This window comes from Pseudoalteromonas rubra (assembly GCF_001482385.1).
Classification (GTDB): Bacteria; Pseudomonadota; Gammaproteobacteria; order Enterobacterales; family Alteromonadaceae; genus Pseudoalteromonas; species Pseudoalteromonas ardens.
This window is the reverse complement of the sequence record NZ_CP013612.1, coordinates 17,698-33,635: the sequence shown is the minus strand read 5'-3', so window position 1 is coordinate 33,635 and position 15,938 is coordinate 17,698. Positions and strand designations below refer to the sequence as shown.

Genomic DNA, 15,938 nt, shown 5'->3' with positions numbered 1-15,938 from the left:
CAGCGGCATGAGCACACCGCCCCCTTTGATACGACGAAACAAAGCGTTGATAAAACCGTATCTTTAGTATTGCCATATAATTCCTGGATTCTCCCTGGATAGCATCCACTTGCAAGTCCAAAGCGATTTAATTAAGGCTCGAGATAGAGCCTGTCTCAGTATCCAACTATTATGCTGACAAGTTATATTTACGACGCACTTCATCCACTAAACGGTGCCGTGAGCTTCTTTGCCTTTCATGAGGTGCAAATAAAGCACTGACTGAGTCCAGCAGGTTAACAGCGCTCTCAAGCTGTTTTAACTGAGTCGGCTGAAGTGTTTCTTGTTCAATAAGCTGATTAATCTCGAAGATTGCTAACTCCTTGCCAGCAATATCCTCTGGCAAACCAGAATGAGTGCATAATCCATAAGTTCCATTGAGGAAATATTGCCACTCCTGCTCTATATGCGCATCAAGATCGTCATTTAATTGCGGGCTGTGTAATACATGACCTGCGTTTTTTAACTGTTCTAGTGCATTTTTATAGCGCAGTGAAAACAGCGCATAAGCATCGCTTTCATCACTGAGTGCAGATATGCACCCAAACCAGGTAGTATAACCTTTTGCATAATATTCAAGCGCCTGGTCTTCATTGTGCTCACCAAAAAATGAGTCACACTGTATGTTCAGTGCAATGCGGTACGAACACTGCGGCATTAACCCTTTTTCCTGAAGCGCTTGTAATATTTGTGGCGTGGCCTTGGTTTGTGCGAGCAACGCACTTTTGGTAATAAAGCGCTCGTTTAAATAGTGCAGTAGTTCCATTGAGATAACTCTCTTTTTTATTATTGTAAAAGAATATAAACCGTTCTTCGCTGTCTGTAGAAAGGGTGATAAAGCAGCCTTCTTTGCTGTTGCACCCGACGAAATGGTCCACACTCATCATCACACAAATTAGGAACGTTCTCTATTAAATCGCAAAATATTAAAAATTTACTTGCTTTTCTTCTGTGTTAAAATCGCCCGTCCAAATCTTCATGGATAAAATACGGAAACAAACATGGACTTTCCTCAGGCGGAGTTGAGCTTTCTTGGGCTTTTTCTGGTGGTTATATTTATTGCTAAGTGGCTCTATAACGCCACCACCTCATACAACACTTTTACTGAAATTGAACAAAACAACAACCTTGCTTTGGCGGTATCAATCAGTGGCTTCTTAATTGCCGTCACCATGATATACGTGGCGGTTCTTCAGGGACCCAGTAAAGGTCTGCTAACCGATCTTCTCAATGTGAGCCTCTATGCATTCACAGGACTGGGATTGTTGCTCATCACCCGAGTGTTTAGCGATAAGTTATTACTCCCAAGGTTTTGCAATAAAGAGCAGATAGTCACACATCAGAATTTAGGGGTTGGTATTGCACAATTTGCCAGTTACATCAGTGCAGGTTTGATCATTGCCGGGGCTTTGATGGGTGAAGGCAATTTCACCTCCGCCATAGTGTTTTATCTGCTTGCTCAGTTAGTCCTGCTTATCGCAAGTAAACTGTATGATGCGCTGACGCATTTTGACCTGCAACATGAGCTGGAAAAGCACAATATGGCTGCTGCCGTCAGCTTTGCCGCAACCAAAATTGCCACTGGTATTATCTTATTCCACGCACTGCGCGGAGGGTTAGAAAGCTGGTCACAGAGCATTACTTTATTTTTCGTCGACGCATTAATTGCACTGGTATTACTGCCCGTAGTACGTTTGCTGACTGATCTGGTGCTAATGCCTGGCGTGAGGGTCAACAAAGCTATCGCAGAAGGCAACACCGCGGTTTCTCTCATAGAGGGTAGCGTGGCTGTGTCGGTTGCGCTGGCCATTTTCTACACACTGTAAAAAGGACAGTTTATGAGTGTGATAAAAACCTTTTTCCTGGCTTTAGTCATTATGGCTTTATGCTTTGTTGGCAGTTTGGTGTTGGATGAATCTGTTGCAAAGGTGCCTTTTGTCAAGAGTACAGAGTTTACCAATCAGGACAAGGCCTACCAGTTCGACGTGCCTGCAGATGGCCAAATGATGCGCTTTGAACTCAAGGGTGTGATGAAGATGAATACCTGGAAAGCCATAGATATGGAAGTCTATCAGGCCGATGGCACTTACCTGTTTAGTTATCATGATGAGCTGTGGTCTGAGTCAGGCAGAGACTCCGAAGGCAAGTGGACCGAACATAGAAAAGAAGCCTCGTTTAAAATTCGTTTTGCGAAAAAAGGCAGCTATCAGATGTATTTGACTGATCAAAGTAGCAACAATCAAAAGCTGAATAACACACGCTACTATTTTCGTGTTGTGCCTGTGCGGGGAGATGCCAGTGTACTAAAACCGCTCTTCTATATCGCACTCATTGTGGCTTTCTTGTGCTTTACAGTGCTGGGCAACCGCTATGAAGAAGATAAGCCGCTGTCTGGCAAAACAACCTATAACAAAAAGCCCTATGGTCACAACCCATTGGGCGATCAAGCCCGCCCCTCACGTGCTCCTTTGTATGCTTGGTGTTTCTCCCTCGGGCTATTTGCCTTGCTGTTCAGCTGGGCGTATAAAAATGACGATGACATTAATTACGTCAGTTATGCCTATGGTAAGTCTCAAATGACGGTCGATCGCAGCATACGCCAACAAAGTATGTCTGGCGCGAATCACCGTGGTGGTAGTGGTCGGGGTGGTAAATAAGTGCTAAGAGAAAGTCATATCCTGCTGTTTAGTATCTTTATTGCAGGCTTGTGCTCGATTGTTTATGAGCTGTTGATAGCTACCACAGGTGCTTATTTTCTTGGCGACAGTGTCACGCAGTTTTCTATCACCATTGGCGTGTATATGGCCTTTATGGGCGTGGGCTCATATCTGTCTAAATGGGTAATTGACAATACATTGCTGGCACAGTTTATCGTTTACGAGCTGATGCTCGCACTGATTGGTGGCAGCTCAGTCCCGCTTCTGTACTTTTGCTACGCCCAGGGCTGGCATTTTCAGAGTATGTCGATTGTGCTGACTGCCCTGATTGGTGTTTTTGTCGGTCTTGAGATCCCGCTACTATCTCGGTTAATGGAAAAACACTACACGCTGAAGGTCAACCTTGCCAATGTGCTGTCTATTGATTATCTGGGCGCGCTCATTGCCACTTTGGTATTTCCATTAGCGCTTTTGCCCTGGCTTGGCGTGTTTAAAACTTCACTGCTGTTTGGTCTGATAAACCTGTCTATCGCTTTGACCTTGCTGTGGTATTTTTACGATCAGTTTCCAAAGGCGCAGGCACGCCTGTTAAGGTGCTTGCTGACCCTGGTGTTATTAACACTCGCGGGACTTATGCTATTCAGTAAAGCGCTTAACCGCCACTGGAACGAGACGGTTTTTGAAGACCGTATTGTTCATAGCGAGCAGTCACACTATCAGCAGCTGATCATGACCAAAAATAAAGACGACTTACGGCTGTATTTAAACGGCGGGTTACAGTTTTCTGCCATTGATGAATACCGCTATCATGAATCTCTCATACACCTGCCACTGCAGCGGCAAACGGACACTCGACAAGTCTTGATCTTAGGCGGGGGAGACGGACTGGCAGCCAGAGAGTTACTCAAATATCCGTATATAGAGGCCATTACTCTGGTTGATCTGGATCCGGCCGTTGCTGAATTGGCACGCAGCAATGTCCATCTAAAAAAACTCAATCAGGATGCTTTACTGAACCCTAAAGTCCGGGTAATCAATCAAGATGCCTTTGTTTATCTGACAGACACCCGCCACAAATACGATCTGATTGTGGTGGATTTACCTGACCCTAAAACTATCAGTCTTTCAAGGTTATATAGTAAACAGTTTTATACTCTGGTAAAACACAGACTAAATGCACAGGGGATCATGGTTACTCAGGCGACCAGCCCCTACTTTGCCAAGGAGGCATTTTGGTCTATCCACAATACAGCAGCGGCAGCGGGCTTTCACTCAATCACGCCCTATCATGCTGACATCCCTTCATTTGGCAACTGGGGCTTTGTGATGGCATGTAAATCTAAGTGCCCCAAACAGCATCAAGCTTTGCCCGTCACACGTTTTTATGATCCGAACATTGAGCCCCTGCTAATGACTTTTCCGGCTGATATGCAAAACACTAATAGCAAAGTCAGCAGCCTGGATCAGCCGCATGTGCTCTACTACTACCTGGACGGCTGGAAATACTGGAACTGAGCCGCGCATGCGGTCGTCTATAAAGGCCAGCAATCGCAAGCCAAGTCTGGCGCATCGCAGCTTTTTCCCTTCCCACCGCAACTGGCTATATCACAGCCTGCGCTTGGGTCGCCACAATCGCAACGACTCGTTTTGTTTTTCCGCTTGTCTTGGTTATCTGATTGTTGAAGGGTGATATACGCCTGTCCACAAGCATGCATCCGGGACTTTATCTGCTGGTATCCCCGCCAAACACCGTCGTTTTTTACAATGTCTAATACAGCCTGTGAACAGCTTGTGCCCTGATGCACAAGGGCATGAGCACATCTAAACCCTTTATGCGGAGAAAGAAATCGTTGATAAAATCGTATCAATAATATGGCCAGATAATCCATAGCAACCCCAATGCTGCGTACTGAGGAATCCCCAGATAATTATATTTCAAATCAATGTGATGGACACGCACGGCATTGTTTGATCTAATTTATTTCGCCAAAAACTAACCAGATAACAACACCATGCGTGATATCACCATCCTACACGATATGCTCCGAAAAAACTGCCCCCAAATTCATGCTCGGCGCCTTGATTCATTAATGCTGGCAACTGAGACTTTGCTCGATAGCAATCAACTCTCACTTACCGAGCTTGGCCGGAATATGAAGGGCCCTGTCGCTGCTAAGCACAATATCAAGCGCATGGACCGGCTGCTTGGCAACACAGCCATGCATAACGACCGACTTGCTATTTACCGCTTCCATGCGCGCCTGATATGTGGCGCTAATCCCATGCCTATTTTGCTGGTCGACTGGGCAGATGTGCGTGAGCAACTGCGGCTGATGACGTTACGTGCTTCCGTCAGCATTCAGGGACGCTCAATGATAGTGTATGAACGTACCTTCACGTTTGCTCAATACAACTCACCTAAGTCCCATCAGCTGTTCCTTGACGAACTTGCCAGCATCCTGCCTGATAAATGTATTCCACTCATCGTGACCGATGCTGGCTATCGAAATACCTGGTTTAGACAGGTCGATAAAAAAGGTTGGTTCTGGCTCGGACGGGTGCGTGGCAAAGTCACTTATCAGCATCAAAACAGTGAAGATTGGCATGTAAATCAGGCTCTTTATCCATCAGCTACTCCCCGTGGTCGTTATATTGGAGAAGTAAAGCTTGGCCGAAAAAGCCCAATTAGCTGCCATCTTCATTTATATAAAGCCAAACAAAAAGGCCGTACTGACAGGCGCTCATCAAAAGCAGGCAGGCATCATACCGCCCAAAAAAGTTATCGAACTGGCAGTAAGGAGCCTTGGCTATTAGCCACTAACCTGCCCGCAGAATTGTTCAAACCCAAACGTGTCGTCTCACTTTACGCCAAACGTATGCAAATCGAAGAAAGCTTTCGAGACCTGAAAAGCCCCCAATACGGGATGGGTCTGCGGCATAGTAAAAGTCGATGCCCCAACCGGCTCGATATATTGTTATTACTCTCTTTGCTGGCGACCATTATTCTCTGGTGGATAGGCCTGTATGCCCAACACTCAAATTGGCAACGAAAGTTCCAGGCAAATACCATCAGAGATCGTGCTGTGCTGTCGACTGTCAGGCTCGGCAAAGAGGTTAGGCGACGAAGCGATTATGTTATGACGGGGAAGCAGCTGCGCTGGGCTATACGTGAATACGTGCGCTTGATACATCTGCTCGGGAGGCCTCAATTATGAGGGGATCCCCCAGTGCTGCGTAATACCAATTTGCTTAATTAAGTGGGCTATTTTGAGGCGAGAAAATAGGGTCGATAACAAGGCAAAAATTTTGCTATTTAGTTGCTCTAAATGAGAAATTTTTAACGCTGTTAGCGTCCTATTTGCTCCTTCAAATAGACCAGGCATTAAGTGAAATTGGTATAACTCTGCGCGGCCTCCGATGAACTCATCTGGCGCTCGTCATTCCGAAGCACAACGGCATCCTGGAAGCGGAGAAAAGCGCATTAATCTGGTATAGAGTTTAAAAACGTCATTACCCTTTTAATCGACTCACTGCCATCTATCACCCCATCCGCAATATCTTCACAGATCCGCATGATTTCATTTCTTGAGCCAAACGGGACAGCTTCCAGGCACTCGATTTCTTCTCCGGCAATGCGTACCACATCATGAATGTCTTCACATTCCGCGCGCTTAATCGCACTGAGGATAATGTGTTTTCTTTTCTGATTCGTCATTCAAAAACGCTTACTGACCTACAATTTACTTTTGGCGACAAAGGTTTTAGTCACAATACGCCACGTATTTTGACGTTTATACATTACCAAATAATCAATGTAGTGTGTTTTTGGGGTGTGGAAATCCAGTTTAACCATCGCCATTTTATCATCTACGATATCAACAGATAAAATATTGGCTTCCCATTTATCCTTTGTGGCCTCCTTAAAAAAACCGGCGAACTCCTTAAGTGAAATCACCCTGACCGTTTCTTGCTGCGTTTCTTTGTCTACCCGGATCATTTTGATATGGCCAAACTCTAAATCAAACGCTTGCGCCAGCAGTGTCTGATCGCCCTTTGCTGCACCATTGAAGTAGGTATATGCAGTGTCAACGACCGCCTGATACTCATTCCCGGTAACCGCTTCAGCTCGACTGAATGTAGAGACAAGTAGTGTTGCCGCAGCCATAGCCTTAAAGAATAATTTCATTATTATCACTTCCTTTAAATTGTGTTTATGATTCACTGAATCAGCTAAAAGTAAAGGCTAATCAGGGTATAAATTTTATATTATCACGTAAGTTGGCTTGCACCTTAAAAGTAAAAATCGGCATATTATTAAGCATTTATATACTCACCGCCTCAATGGGCTCATATATCTCTCATTGAGATAAAAACCACATCAATGCAGATTTAAAGAAAACCTATCAAGTAAATTACATGCACTCAAGCAGGCTTGCGATGAAGAGTGTGAACTTTGCGCTCGTTCGTTTTTCACAACTCGCTCTAAAATTGTCCTACCCCCTCTTATCTGTATCTACCTCAGCCATGATTGATTTTTACGAATACAGGCATCGAAAAACCCCATTAACAATTTTGCAAACAAAAAATTATACTTTCAGAGAATTAAGTAGATGCACTGACGACCGGGTAGATCTGGCTGGTCGACAGGTATGTTGAAGAAAAAAGGTAACCTTTATGACAACAGCGATGATGTTTAAAAAGTCAGCACTGGCCGCACTGGTGGGTGTTGCGATCACGGGTCTGAGCGCCTGCGCCAGCAACAATGATGCGCAGCAAGCCAGCCACTCTAATAGCGAAATCAGTAAACCAAAAGGCGCCGTCGGTAGTGGTCATGTACCCACAGGCGTGGCCAAATCGAACCAGTTCTGGTGGCCAGACCAACTTGACCTGTCGCCTCTGCGTGACCACGACAGCCGCTCCAACCCGCTCGGCGAAAACTTTGATTATGCTCAGGCATTTAACCAGTTAGAGATGGCTGCGCTCAAGCGTGATATGAACGAATTACTGACAACGTCACAAGACTGGTGGCCAGCGGACTGGGGCAATTATGGGCCTTTGTTTATTCGCCTGGCCTGGCACAGCTCTGGTACCTATCGAACATTGGATGGTCGCGGCGGCGGTGATGGCGGACAAATGCGCTTTGCTCCACTCAACAGTTGGCCTGACAATGGCAACCTCGATAAAGCAAAACGCCTGCTTTGGCCACTCAAGCAAAAATATGGAGAGCAGATCTCCTGGGGCGACCTGATGATTCTGGCCGGCACCGTTGGTCTTGAGAATATGGGCTTCAAAACCTATGGGTTTGCCGGTGGCCGAACGGATGACTGGGAGCCTGATTTGGTCTATTGGGGTCCGGAGGTTGAAATGCTGGCCAGTGATCGCGAAGAAAAAGACGGTAAACTCCAGCGCCCGCTGGGTGCCACTCATATGGGCTTAATCTACGTCAATCCGGAAGGACCAAAAGGTAAGCCAGATCCGGCTGGCTCGGCGAAAAACATCCGCGTCGCGTTTGGTCGCATGGCCATGAATGACGAAGAAACTGTGGCGCTGATCGCAGGTGGCCACACCTTCGGTAAAATGCATGGTGCCCACAAAGCCAGCAAATGCGTTGGCAAAGAACCTGGTGGTGCTGCTATTGAAGAGCAAGGGCTGGGCTGGAAAAACAAATGTGGCAAAGGCCACTCGGAAGACACTGTGACCAGCGGCCTGGAAGGTGCATGGACTCAGGCTCCAACCCGCTGGACCACGCTATACCTGCAAAACCTGCTGAACTTTGAATGGCAGCAGACCCGCAGTCCGGGCGGCGCGATTCAATGGATCCCAACAGACGAAGCACTACACACTTCAGTGCCGGATGCGCACGTTAAACGGAAATTCAATTCGCCAGTTATGACGACCGCAGATCTGGCACTCAAGTACGACCCTGAGTATCGTAAAATTGCCGAACGCTTTTTAGCGAACCCGGAAGAATATCGCCTGGCCTTTGCCAAAGCCTGGTACAAGCTGACACACCGCGATATGGGGCCACGCACTCGATATCTGGGTAATACAGCACCCGACGAAGCACTGATCTGGCAAGATCCAGTCCCTAAAGTCGACCATGCTTTAATTAATGAAGCCGATGCCAAAGCAATCAAGCTGGATATTCTGAAAACCGGTATCAGCGTACCGGCGCTCATCCGCACTGCCTGGGCCTCAGCTGCCAGCTTCCGTGCCTCGGATATGCGCGGTGGTGCCAACGGCGCCCGCATTATGCTCGCCCCACAAAAAGACTGGCCAGTTAACAACCCGGACGAACTGTCCTCAGTTTTGAATCAACTACAAGCGGTTCAGGCTCGCTTTAATCGTGCAGCAGGTGGCGGTAAGCAAGTATCTATGGCAGATGTGATTGTACTGGCAGGTGCAGCAGCCGTTGAGCAGGCAGCAAAAAATGCGGGTATCACTGTTTCTGTTCCTTTTACCCCTGGCCGTACCGACGCGACTCAGGCGCAAACCGATGTTGACTCATTCACGCTGCTTGAACCAAAAGCGGATGCCTTCAGAAACTATTTTGATGTCAACGCAAGCTACCGTTCGCCGACCGAGATGCTGGTCGATAAAGCTGATCAGTTAAACCTGACTGTACCAGAAATGACGGTGCTGCTGGGCGGGCTACGCGTACTCGGTGCCAATGCTTCAGGATCTCAACACGGCGTATTTACCGATAAAGTGGGCACCCTGAGCAATGACTTTTTCATCAACCTATTGAGCATGTCTCATCAGTGGCAGAAAACCAGCCAGGCAGGTCTGTATGAGAGCATTGACCGAAGTACAGGCGAGCAACGCTTTACGGCCACCAGCGTCGATTTAATCTTTGGCTCAAACTCTGAGTTGCGCGCCGTGGCCGAAGTCTATGCGTATGACAACGCCCAGCAAAAATTTGCTGAAGACTTTGTTAAAGCCTGGCACAAAGTCATGCAGCTGGACCGCTTTGACTTGCGCCATCAGCTATAATTGCACCCCAATTGTCAGTGCCTGTCATTACAGGCACTGACACTTTAGCTAGCCTCTATCTGCACTTGCATCTTGCTGAGTTGCAGACACAAAAACCCACATTTTGCTTAACAAATAGTTCGCCTTCGCCCCTAAAATGACGCCAAGCAAAAACGCAATCTGACTGGACTGAGATAAGCTCACCAGATAAAACGCGCTAAGATTCATTAACCCCGCAACATGGCTACTGAGAACATGACGGGCAAACTGAGCCAACTTTGCTCCGTATACTCTGAACGTATATAGCCGGTTACCAAACCAGGTAAACCCCATCGCGACCCAAAAAGCGAGTAGCCTGGCCACCAATAGTTCCACTTTAAATAAGAGCAACAGCTGAAAAAACAGGAAATCAACCACACACCCCAGTATGCCTATCACGAAGAACCTTGTTAATACCATACCACCCCCTTTTCTATCACGGGCATTGTAACTATGGGCATGTCCAAAAAAGGTCGTGTCAATGTGGACATTTTTTAGACCTGACCTGGATTAGACTGCTGTTGACTAACTAAAGGAGGCACACCCATGCAACCACTGTCACTGGCAGACTACAGAACCCCTAGATTCAAAAATAGCCATAGCAACTCTGCACATGCAGATTCGGATAAGCCCAAGCGCTTAATCAGCCTGGTCGTTCCTCTTTATAATGAACAAGCCGTACTGGCAGAACTTCACCATAGAGTCAGCGGTGTCATAGCCTCACTCAGGCAGGTACGGTTTGAAATCGTGTACATAGATGATGGCAGCATCGACGCCTCATGGGACATTACACAAAACCTGGATAACCAATACTGTGATGTTCGCGCGATCCGTCTGAGTCGTAACTTTGGTAAGGAAGCAGCTCTCACCGCCGGGCTCGAACATGCTCAGGGAGATGCGGTGATCTTGCTTGATGCCGACCTGCAAGACCCGCCTGAACTGATCCCCAGCATGATCAACAGCTGGCTTGAAGGGGCGGATATTGTCAATATGAAGCGGGCATATCGACATGGCGAATCTTGGTTTAAAAAAGCCAGTGCACATGCCTTTTACCGAATACTAAACTGGGTGTCAGATAGCCCGGTGGAGAAAGATGTCGGTGACTTTCGCTTACTCACCCGCACTGTCGTTGAGGCTATAAAACAATTGCCTGAACGCAATCGTTACATGAAAGGCTTAATGAGTTGGCCCGGCTTTAATCAGGTGACTTTAGAGTTTGAACGCCCCGAACGCATTGCTGGAGAAACAAAGTGGAATTATTTTCAGCTGGTCAGGTTAGCCTTGTCTGGGATTACTTCATTCAGCGTTAAACCGCTGAGATTTGCGACCTGGGTCGGTGCTCTGATCTCATGTTATGCCTTTTTATTCGCAACCTGGGTGGTGATCAAAACAGTCATATTTGGTGAGGCCGTGCCCGGATATCCCAGTATCATGCTCACCCTGTTGGCGCTTGGCGGCGTTCAGCTGATCGCCATTGGCATTCTGGGTGAGTATATTGCTCGGCTCTTTACAGAAGCCAAACAACGTCCAGTCTACTTGGTTATGACAGATCATTTCCGTCAAGCTCCGACGCAGGAGAATATCCATGAGGCTTAGTCATGCGCTACTTTTATGTGTAACAGTGCTGATGCTGATCCGTTTATTCACACTAGGTCTGTATCCGCTCTATGACACCACCGAGGCCCGTTATGCAGAGATTGCCCGTCTGATGGTGCAAAGCCAGGACTGGATCACCCCCTGGTTTGAAGTAGGTATTCCTTTTTGGGGCAAGCCTCCAGCACACACCTGGATCACGGCATTAAGCTTTGAGCTGTTTGGCATTCATGAATGGGGTGCGCGCTTTGCACATTGGCTTATGGGTCTGATGAGCACCCTGCTGGTTTACGTTTTTGCCAAACGACAGGCTGGGGATCAATACGCTACCAGCAGTGTGCTCATTCTCACCAGCTGTTTTGGCTTCTATGTCGCAATTGGCATGGTTATGACTGATCCCGCTTTGTTATTTAGCTGTACCCTGGCCATGACCAGCTTCTGGCTCAGTTACAGCGAAAGAAACTATGTTGCTGGTCTCGTGTTTTTCTTTGCCTGTGGTTTAGGCATGCTTATCAAAGGTCCTGTCGCCGTCGTTATTATTGGTATTGCCTTGTGTGTTTGGGGTCTCTGGCAAAGATGTTTACTACCCGCTTTGTACTCTCTCCCCTGGTTAACCGGGCTGGCCATATTCGCGATGACCTGCCTACCCTGGTATGTACTAGCCGAATTGAAAACTCCGGGATTTATCAACTACTTTATTGTAGGAGAGCATATTCAACGCTTTTTAGAACCTGGCTGGCAGGGAGACTTATATGGAAGTGCCCATGTCGAGCCCAAAGGTAAGATCTGGTTGTTCTGGCTGCTAGTTGCCTGCCCCTGGTCTTTTATTTTGATCTGGCACTTATTCAAACGCCCACAGCAGCTAAAAACAGACTGTCAAAATGAGTTCAGCCGCTACCTGATAGGCTGGGCCGTTGCACCTATGCTGCTGTTTACCTTTGCCAGTAATATACTGACAGCATATGTTTTGCCAGGACTACCCGCATTTGCTTTACTGATGGCCAAGTTTATCACGCAACGTGCTCTGTTGCTGAACATCGGCTTTGTTTGTACTGCACTCTACACAGGCGTAACCGCTCTGGTTGTTTTCGACTCAGGAAACAGGCATTCAGAAAAGACGTTGTTGTCACTGATCGCCACACCGTGTCCAACAATGCCGGTGTACTACCTGGAAAAACGCCCTTTTTCTGCACGATTTTATAGTTGCGGGCAAGCAAAATTGATTGCCAATAAAGCTGAACTAACCGCTAAACTTAAGACTCAAAAGCACAACTATCTTGTACTTACCCATGAGCAGCAAGAGGAGATACAACTGCCTCAGCGTCATAACTGTAAGACCATCAATAAAAGCCAACAAGGTATATTACTGACATGCTCCCCAACAAACCTGTGAACATATTATTGATTGAAGATGCGCAGCAAGTCGCAGAAACCCTATTCGACTATTTTGAAGCACCTGATTATGTGATGGATTACTCATCCAACGGCCTGATGGGTCTGCAGCTGGCTACAACAGGCGACTATGACTGTATTCTTTTGGATATCATGCTGCCTGGGTTGGATGGCATCGAAGTATGTCAGCGGTTGCGCCAGCAGGGTACCAGTACCCCGATTATTATGCTAACAGCCAGAGACACACAACAAGACACGCTCACCGGACTGAACTGCGGCGCGGATGATTATATCGTTAAACCATTCGACCTGATGCTACTCGAAGCACGTATAAAGGCTGTGCTCCGCCGTACTCATGGTGGAGGATATAAAACTCAGCTAACAACCGGTACTTTGCACATTGACCTGCCTAATCGCGAAGTAAAGCGTGCTGAGCGCACAATTAAGCTCAACCCGAGCGGTTATAAAATTTTGGTCACACTGGCTGAACATAGCCCAAACCCGGTGAGCCGAGAATTACTGGAACGTACCTTATGGCCAGATGAAGTCCCCGATCACGACCTGCTAAGACGACATATTTATCAACTCAGAGCTGCACTTGATAAACCTTTTGCATTTGACATGCTGCAAACCGTCCCAAAATTTGGTTATAAGCTGGTATCTGATGAAGACACTTAAACAACAATTATTTCGGGCAACCTGGCTTGGTGCCGTGCTGCTAATTTCTGTGTATACGCTCATACTCAGCACGATTATTATGTACACCGAGAACCGAAGTAGTGAACATCGCTTGGCGATTGTTGCCCCTTATCACTTCGACAAACTGGCAAAAGTGCCTTTCACACAATACCAGGTGAATCCGCTACTAACTCTGTACGCAGGGTTCGACATATTGCCGTCCAAAATTCAAACTTCACTGAGCCCTCAGTGGACAGGTATCACTACACTCCAGCTAGATGATGAAAGTGAGTTCAGTATCCTAGCCTATTCAATTGATCATGAGGCAGGTAAGCAAATCTATTATGCCGTGGAAGATGTTAACCCAGTAGAGTGGGATGACACAGAACTCATATTTGTCGAATTCGGTATCGCCACCGCAGGCATCCTGTTGTTTCTGCTCGCCACTTACCTTATTCGATTACAGGCAGAACACCTCGCCAAGCCGCTTCAGGAGTTAGTGCATCACATCAGCGACCATGATAAAGATGATTGTGATACGGATATCGTCACGAGAAACAGCTGTCTGGAGATCTATCAAATTGAAACCGCGGTGAATCACTATCGACACCGTATGAAACAGATGCTCCACAGAGAACAAACGTTTACTCGCTACGTCAGCCATGAATTACGCACACCTATGATGGCGATTAAAGGGAATGTCTCCGTTTTGCAAAAACGCAGTGGCAACAACAAGCAACTGAATGGGATCAACGCAGCACTGGACACAGTCAATGAGCTCATCCATACCTTCTTATGCCTGGCACGGCAACCCGAAATCACTCACCAATCTATAGAAGTAGATGATGAATGGGTGTCGGACATGACTATGGCTTTGCAAAAAAAGTGTGAGGCAAACCAGGTGGACTTATCCTGGAAGCTCCTGCAGCCCTGTCAACTTGAGTGCGAACCCGTATTGCTTAGAACACTTATTCATAATCTGCTGGATAACGCGATAAACTGCACACTTGGTGGACAAGTTGACTTATTCGTCAGCCAGTCCAGCATTATAGTTGTTGACTCCGGCATTGGACTGACAGACAAACCCAGAGGCTACGACGGTTTCGGCGTAGGATTACAAATTGTGGAAGACATTTGCGCTAAATATCACTGGGAGTTTAGATTGGAAAACAACCCTTCAAAGGGCTGTAAAGCAATCGTCCTCATGAATAAGCACACTTAATCTTGCGACATACACCTCATTACTACTTTATTGGTGCTCAACCAGCACCATTATCTGGTGTTATAACCCGATTCAATCAATGGGGCATGTCACGTGCCCTACACCAACAATCTGACCTTGTTGACGAATTTCGAACTTAGTACCCATTTTTACAGCCATAGACTTACTTAGTCTGACAGTTACATGTAGCTCATCGCCTGGCATCATCATTTCAATGTTCCGAGTCCAGTCCGCCGTGCCTACCACGTCAAGGTAGTTTAGGCTAAAGTCAGCTTTAAAATCATTGTGCAAAGGGGTTCTACGTACGCCCTCTTCGCTGGTCAAGCAATAAATCCGCGCTTCAAAACTTGGAGATGATTTCAGCGTACCCGCTTTACAAAGCACCATCCCTCTTTCAATATCAGAGCGTGGGATCCCTTTGAGGCCTATCGCCGCGCTATCCCCCGCACTCACCCTTTCTTGTGGGTGGGCCCCAATATCAATGCTTGAACAACTTGTCTGCCGCGTATCTCTGATACCAACCAGCTCAATGGGGTCATGTACTCGTATAGTACCCGTCTCAATTCTGCTATAAGCTTGCGTATCACGACGCGGTGAGATAAATATATCCTCAACAGGCATCATAAAAGGCTGGTCTTTAAATAATACCGGGTCTATAAAATAGTCATCCATCGTCCTGATTAAGTCTCGTATTTTATCCTCCCAAACGGGCACGCCTTCAAGCGCTTGCAATGCCGAACCATAGATCACAGGTGCATTGTCACCATCAAACCCATAGCCATTAAGCTGCTCTCTTACAAGTGACTCGACAAGCCCCCTTTAGCTCGTCGTACTGCTCCAAATCGCACTTATTCATAAATAATATGATGTGACTGACGCCGAAATCTCGCAATAACATCAGGTATTCGTCGCATGCTCTGCTAAAATCGGGGTCCTGACTGACCACCAGAATCGCGGCATCGACTCTGGTTTCGCCACTGTTGATCCCTTTAGCGTGGTCCATATAGCTGGGACAATCATATTGAATGCACACTCGGGCCGAGGATTCATACACCGCTTCTGAGCGGTAAAAGGTCACGCCAGAGCGCGCTTTGTGTTGTGGCGCATTATTTAATGCGGCAAAGTCTTGTGCTACCGCCATATGATCTTTTGCCAGAACCTGCGTGATAGCAGCGGTTAAGGTCGTTTTACCGTGCCCTTTGGCACCGATCGTATCGATAAAGATAGCTTGTTTAATAAATTCATCATTGCTTGCCATACTATCGCTTCCTGACTCATGTGATATTTAACTAACCATCATTATGATAAAGGGTCTGCTTAAATATCAATGACACAGTATTACACCT

The 15,938-nt window shown here is 46.9% G+C and carries 16 protein-coding genes; 9 read left to right on the top strand and 7 right to left on the bottom strand.

The genetic code is table 11. The features are described 5' to 3' along the window. Positions 1-169: 169 nt before the first annotated feature. The gene (locus tag AT705_RS19670; RefSeq protein WP_058798083.1) at positions 170-805 is read right to left on the bottom strand and encodes a DUF6058 family natural product biosynthesis protein; all 636 of its coding nucleotides are present in this window, start codon (positions 803-805) and stop codon (positions 170-172) included. Positions 806-1,040: 235 nt separating this feature from the next. Here AT705_RS19670 and AT705_RS19665 point away from each other — a divergent pair, with 235 nt between their 5' ends. The 3 genes from AT705_RS19665 to AT705_RS19655 are packed head-to-tail and all read left to right on the top strand — an operon-like array spanning position 1,041 to position 4,211. Next, the gene (locus AT705_RS19665) at positions 1,041-1,865 is read left to right on the top strand and encodes a DUF350 domain-containing protein (protein WP_058798082.1); all 825 of its coding nucleotides are present in this window, start codon (positions 1,041-1,043) and stop codon (positions 1,863-1,865) included. 12 nt (positions 1,866-1,877) lie between these two features. After that, the gene (locus AT705_RS19660) at positions 1,878-2,696 is read left to right on the top strand and encodes a hypothetical protein (RefSeq protein WP_058798081.1); all 819 of its coding nucleotides are present in this window, start codon (positions 1,878-1,880) and stop codon (positions 2,694-2,696) included. After that, positions 2,697-4,211, top strand: coding sequence for a polyamine aminopropyltransferase (locus tag AT705_RS19655; protein ID WP_058798080.1), 1,515 nt, complete (start codon positions 2,697-2,699; stop codon positions 4,209-4,211). Between the two features lie 17 nt (positions 4,212-4,228). On the opposite strand, the gene yidD is transcribed toward AT705_RS19655, so the two are convergent. Further along, positions 4,229-4,585, bottom strand: a complete 357-nt coding sequence (gene yidD, locus AT705_RS26110; protein ID WP_082669084.1) for a membrane protein insertion efficiency factor YidD — start codon at positions 4,583-4,585, stop codon at positions 4,229-4,231. 123 nt (positions 4,586-4,708) lie between these two features. On the opposite strand from yidD, the gene AT705_RS19650 reads away from it, so the two are divergent. Then, positions 4,709-5,911 carry an IS4 family transposase gene (locus AT705_RS19650; protein ID WP_058795531.1) on the top strand — a complete coding sequence of 401 codons (1,203 nt, stop codon included), beginning with the start codon at positions 4,709-4,711 and terminating at the stop codon, positions 5,909-5,911. A 266-nt stretch (positions 5,912-6,177) separates the two neighbouring features. Here AT705_RS19650 and AT705_RS19645 read toward each other — a convergent pair whose 3' ends face one another. Both AT705_RS19645 and AT705_RS19640 read right to left on the bottom strand, forming a co-directional pair. Beyond that, positions 6,178-6,411 carry a hypothetical protein gene (locus tag AT705_RS19645; protein ID WP_058798079.1) on the bottom strand — a complete coding sequence of 78 codons (234 nt, stop codon included), beginning with the start codon at positions 6,409-6,411 and terminating at the stop codon, positions 6,178-6,180. Positions 6,412-6,429: 18 nt separating this feature from the next. Further along, complete coding sequence (locus AT705_RS19640; protein WP_058798078.1) at positions 6,430-6,882, bottom strand: nuclear transport factor 2 family protein; 453 nt, start codon at positions 6,880-6,882, stop codon at positions 6,430-6,432. A gap of 488 nt (positions 6,883-7,370) precedes the next feature. Between AT705_RS19640 and katG the strand changes: the two genes are divergently transcribed. Further along, entirely contained in the window at positions 7,371-9,689 is a 2,319-nt protein-coding gene (gene katG / locus AT705_RS19635) for a catalase/peroxidase HPI (RefSeq protein WP_082669083.1), read from the top strand. A gap of 48 nt (positions 9,690-9,737) precedes the next feature. On the opposite strand, the gene AT705_RS19630 is transcribed toward katG, so the two are convergent. After that, positions 9,738-10,127, bottom strand: coding sequence for a GtrA family protein (locus AT705_RS19630; RefSeq protein WP_058798077.1), 390 nt, complete (start codon positions 10,125-10,127; stop codon positions 9,738-9,740). A 126-nt stretch (positions 10,128-10,253) separates the two neighbouring features. Between AT705_RS19630 and AT705_RS19625 the strand changes: the two genes are divergently transcribed. Genes AT705_RS19625 through AT705_RS19610 form a run of 4 tightly spaced genes read left to right on the top strand, consistent with a single transcriptional unit; the run spans position 10,254 to position 14,592 of the window. Further along, positions 10,254-11,303, top strand: a complete 1,050-nt coding sequence (locus tag AT705_RS19625; RefSeq protein ID WP_082669082.1) for a glycosyltransferase family 2 protein — start codon at positions 10,254-10,256, stop codon at positions 11,301-11,303. Beyond that, on the top strand, positions 11,293-12,693 hold the full coding sequence (locus tag AT705_RS19620) for an ArnT family glycosyltransferase (RefSeq protein WP_058798076.1): 1,401 nt from the start codon (positions 11,293-11,295) through the stop codon (positions 12,691-12,693). The genes AT705_RS19625 and AT705_RS19620 overlap by 11 nt, the downstream gene beginning before the upstream one ends. Next, positions 12,672-13,370 carry a response regulator transcription factor gene (locus tag AT705_RS19615; RefSeq protein WP_442960136.1) on the top strand — a complete coding sequence of 233 codons (699 nt, stop codon included), beginning with the start codon at positions 12,672-12,674 and terminating at the stop codon, positions 13,368-13,370. Before AT705_RS19620 ends, AT705_RS19615 begins: the two co-directional genes overlap by 22 nt. Next, on the top strand, positions 13,357-14,592 hold the full coding sequence (locus tag AT705_RS19610; protein ID WP_058798075.1) for a sensor histidine kinase: 1,236 nt from the start codon (positions 13,357-13,359) through the stop codon (positions 14,590-14,592). Before AT705_RS19615 ends, AT705_RS19610 begins: the two co-directional genes overlap by 14 nt. Before the next feature lie 72 nt (positions 14,593-14,664). Here AT705_RS19610 and AT705_RS19605 read toward each other — a convergent pair whose 3' ends face one another. Together AT705_RS19605 and AT705_RS19600 are read right to left on the bottom strand one after the other, a co-directional pair. Continuing rightward, complete coding sequence (locus tag AT705_RS19605; RefSeq protein ID WP_157576920.1) at positions 14,665-15,342, bottom strand: EF-Tu/IF-2/RF-3 family GTPase; 678 nt, start codon at positions 15,340-15,342, stop codon at positions 14,665-14,667. Positions 15,343-15,373: 31 nt separating this feature from the next. Then, positions 15,374-15,850, bottom strand: coding sequence for a GTP-binding protein (locus AT705_RS19600; RefSeq protein WP_058798073.1), 477 nt, complete (start codon positions 15,848-15,850; stop codon positions 15,374-15,376). Positions 15,851-15,938: the final 88 nt, after the last annotated feature.